2 protein-coding genes are annotated in these 1,782 nt (G+C 38.5%); both read right to left on the reverse strand.

Translation table 11 applies throughout. The annotated features are described in order from the left end of the window. Positions 1-153: DUF3884 family protein (locus tag ADI58_RS10005; protein WP_049522478.1), on the reverse strand; the 153-nt coding region annotated here is incomplete at its 3' end. Between the two features lie 42 nt (positions 154-195). Next, complete coding sequence (gene lacG / locus ADI58_RS10010; RefSeq protein WP_049522479.1) at positions 196-1,602, reverse strand: 6-phospho-beta-galactosidase; 1,407 nt, start codon at positions 1,600-1,602, stop codon at positions 196-198. Positions 1,603-1,782: the final 180 nt, after the last annotated feature.

Below are 1,782 nucleotides of genomic sequence, written 5' to 3' on the forward strand. Positions count from 1 at the left end.
GTCTGAATGGCAAATCCATTCTTTACCGGTCGAGACATACCATTTCCCGAGACTTTTCAGCTCCTCATTAGTCAAACAAGGTATTTGAGAACATTTATCAAAATTGATAATATAAACTTTTTCATAAATAGATTGGATAAAATCTTTGAACATCTTTTTGCCTCACTAGAATTCTATATCTAATGACTCATTCTACTACTCAATTACTTGAGTTTCCGCTACTTTCTTATACCAGTGAGCTGATTTCTTAGGATAACGTTCTTGAGTTTCAAAGTCTACATAGAAGAGACCGTAACGTTTCTCATATCCATTTGACCATGAGAAGACATCCATTAATGACCAAATGAAGTAACCTTTTACATTAGCACCATCTGCAATCGCATCAGACAAGACTTCCAAGTGTTGTTTGACATAATCAATACGACCATCGTCGTAAACAGTGTTATCAACGAACTCATCTTTATAACCAAGTCCATTTTCTGTGATGTAGATTTTCTTATAGTTCGGATAATCTTTCTTCACGCGCATGATTTGGTCATACAAACCTTGAGGGTAGATAATCCAATCCCAATCTGTACGTGGCACATAGTCAGGAGCTACACGACGACCAACACCTTTGATTTGGTATTTAGAGCTTCCTTTCTCACCCTTACCATTATGGATGATTTCTGTTTCGCCATCAAAGGCTTCCATCCAGTCACTCATATAGTAATTAATTCCAAGGAAGTCATTCAAGTCTTTTGCAGCTTCTAATACTTCGAAATCTTCTTCACGAAGATCCAAGCTACCACCATCAACTGATAAAATATGGCTAACACCTTCCATCGTTTCATCGGAATAGTGTCCAAGATAAGTTGCATCCAAGATAAATTTATTGTGAATAATATCTTCCAACTCAGCTGCACGAACATCTGCTGGATTTTTAGGATCTAAAGGATACTTGGTTGGCAGTGCGTGAACAACACCAATTTCACCTTTATAACCTTTATCTTTATATAGCTTGACTGCACGCGCATGAGACACCATCATATTGTGATGCGATTGGAAAACTTTGGCAAGGTCGTACTGAATACCTGGAGGAAATTTACCAACCAAATATTGACCATCACCAATTGGCCCAATTTCATTAAAGGTTGTCCAAAAGTTAACTTCTGGGAATTCTTCAAAACAGAAGGCAGCGTAATCTACAAAGTGTTCGATATTTTCACGATTTAAGAAGTCTCCATTTGAGTGGAGAGCTTCTGGCGTGTCAAAGTGATGAAGAGTTACAAAGGGCTCAACGTGACGTTTGTGACACTCTGCAAATAGATTATGATAATACTCAACACCCTTTTGATTTACTTGACCGTAGCCTGTTGGGAAAATACGTGACCAGGCAATAGAAATTCGAATACCATTGACACCATACTCTTCTGCTAGCTTGAGGTCAACTGGATATCGATTGTAAAAATCACTGGCTGGTTCTGCAGTGTACCAGTAGTTATCTTCAAGATATTTATCCCAAGCTACTGGTCCTTTTCCATCAGTATGCGTAGCGCCTTCTGCTTGATAGGCAGCTGTTGCGCCACCGAAAATAAAGTCTTTTGGTAATGTTTTTGTCATTTTTTTCACCTATTTCTTGATTTAAATAAAGTAAAAGTGAGAGGAGAGGAGACAGTGAGCCATCCTTCTCCATCTCACTTCTTGTACCAAGTCACCAAATTGTGACATGAGGAGGTAAAAACGATGTCTTTTTACCGACGAATTAACAAGGCGATTAGGAAATTCGCCATAGCGATTTCC

It is taken from the genome of Streptococcus mitis (assembly GCF_001074635.1).
Classification (GTDB): domain Bacteria; phylum Bacillota; class Bacilli; order Lactobacillales; family Streptococcaceae; genus Streptococcus; species Streptococcus mitis_E.

Excerpts from the sequence above, each read along its gene's own strand:
- lacG (WP_049522479.1), bottom strand. The coding sequence starts at position 1,602 with ATGACAAAAACATTACCAAAAGACTTTATTTTCGGTGGCGCAACAGCT.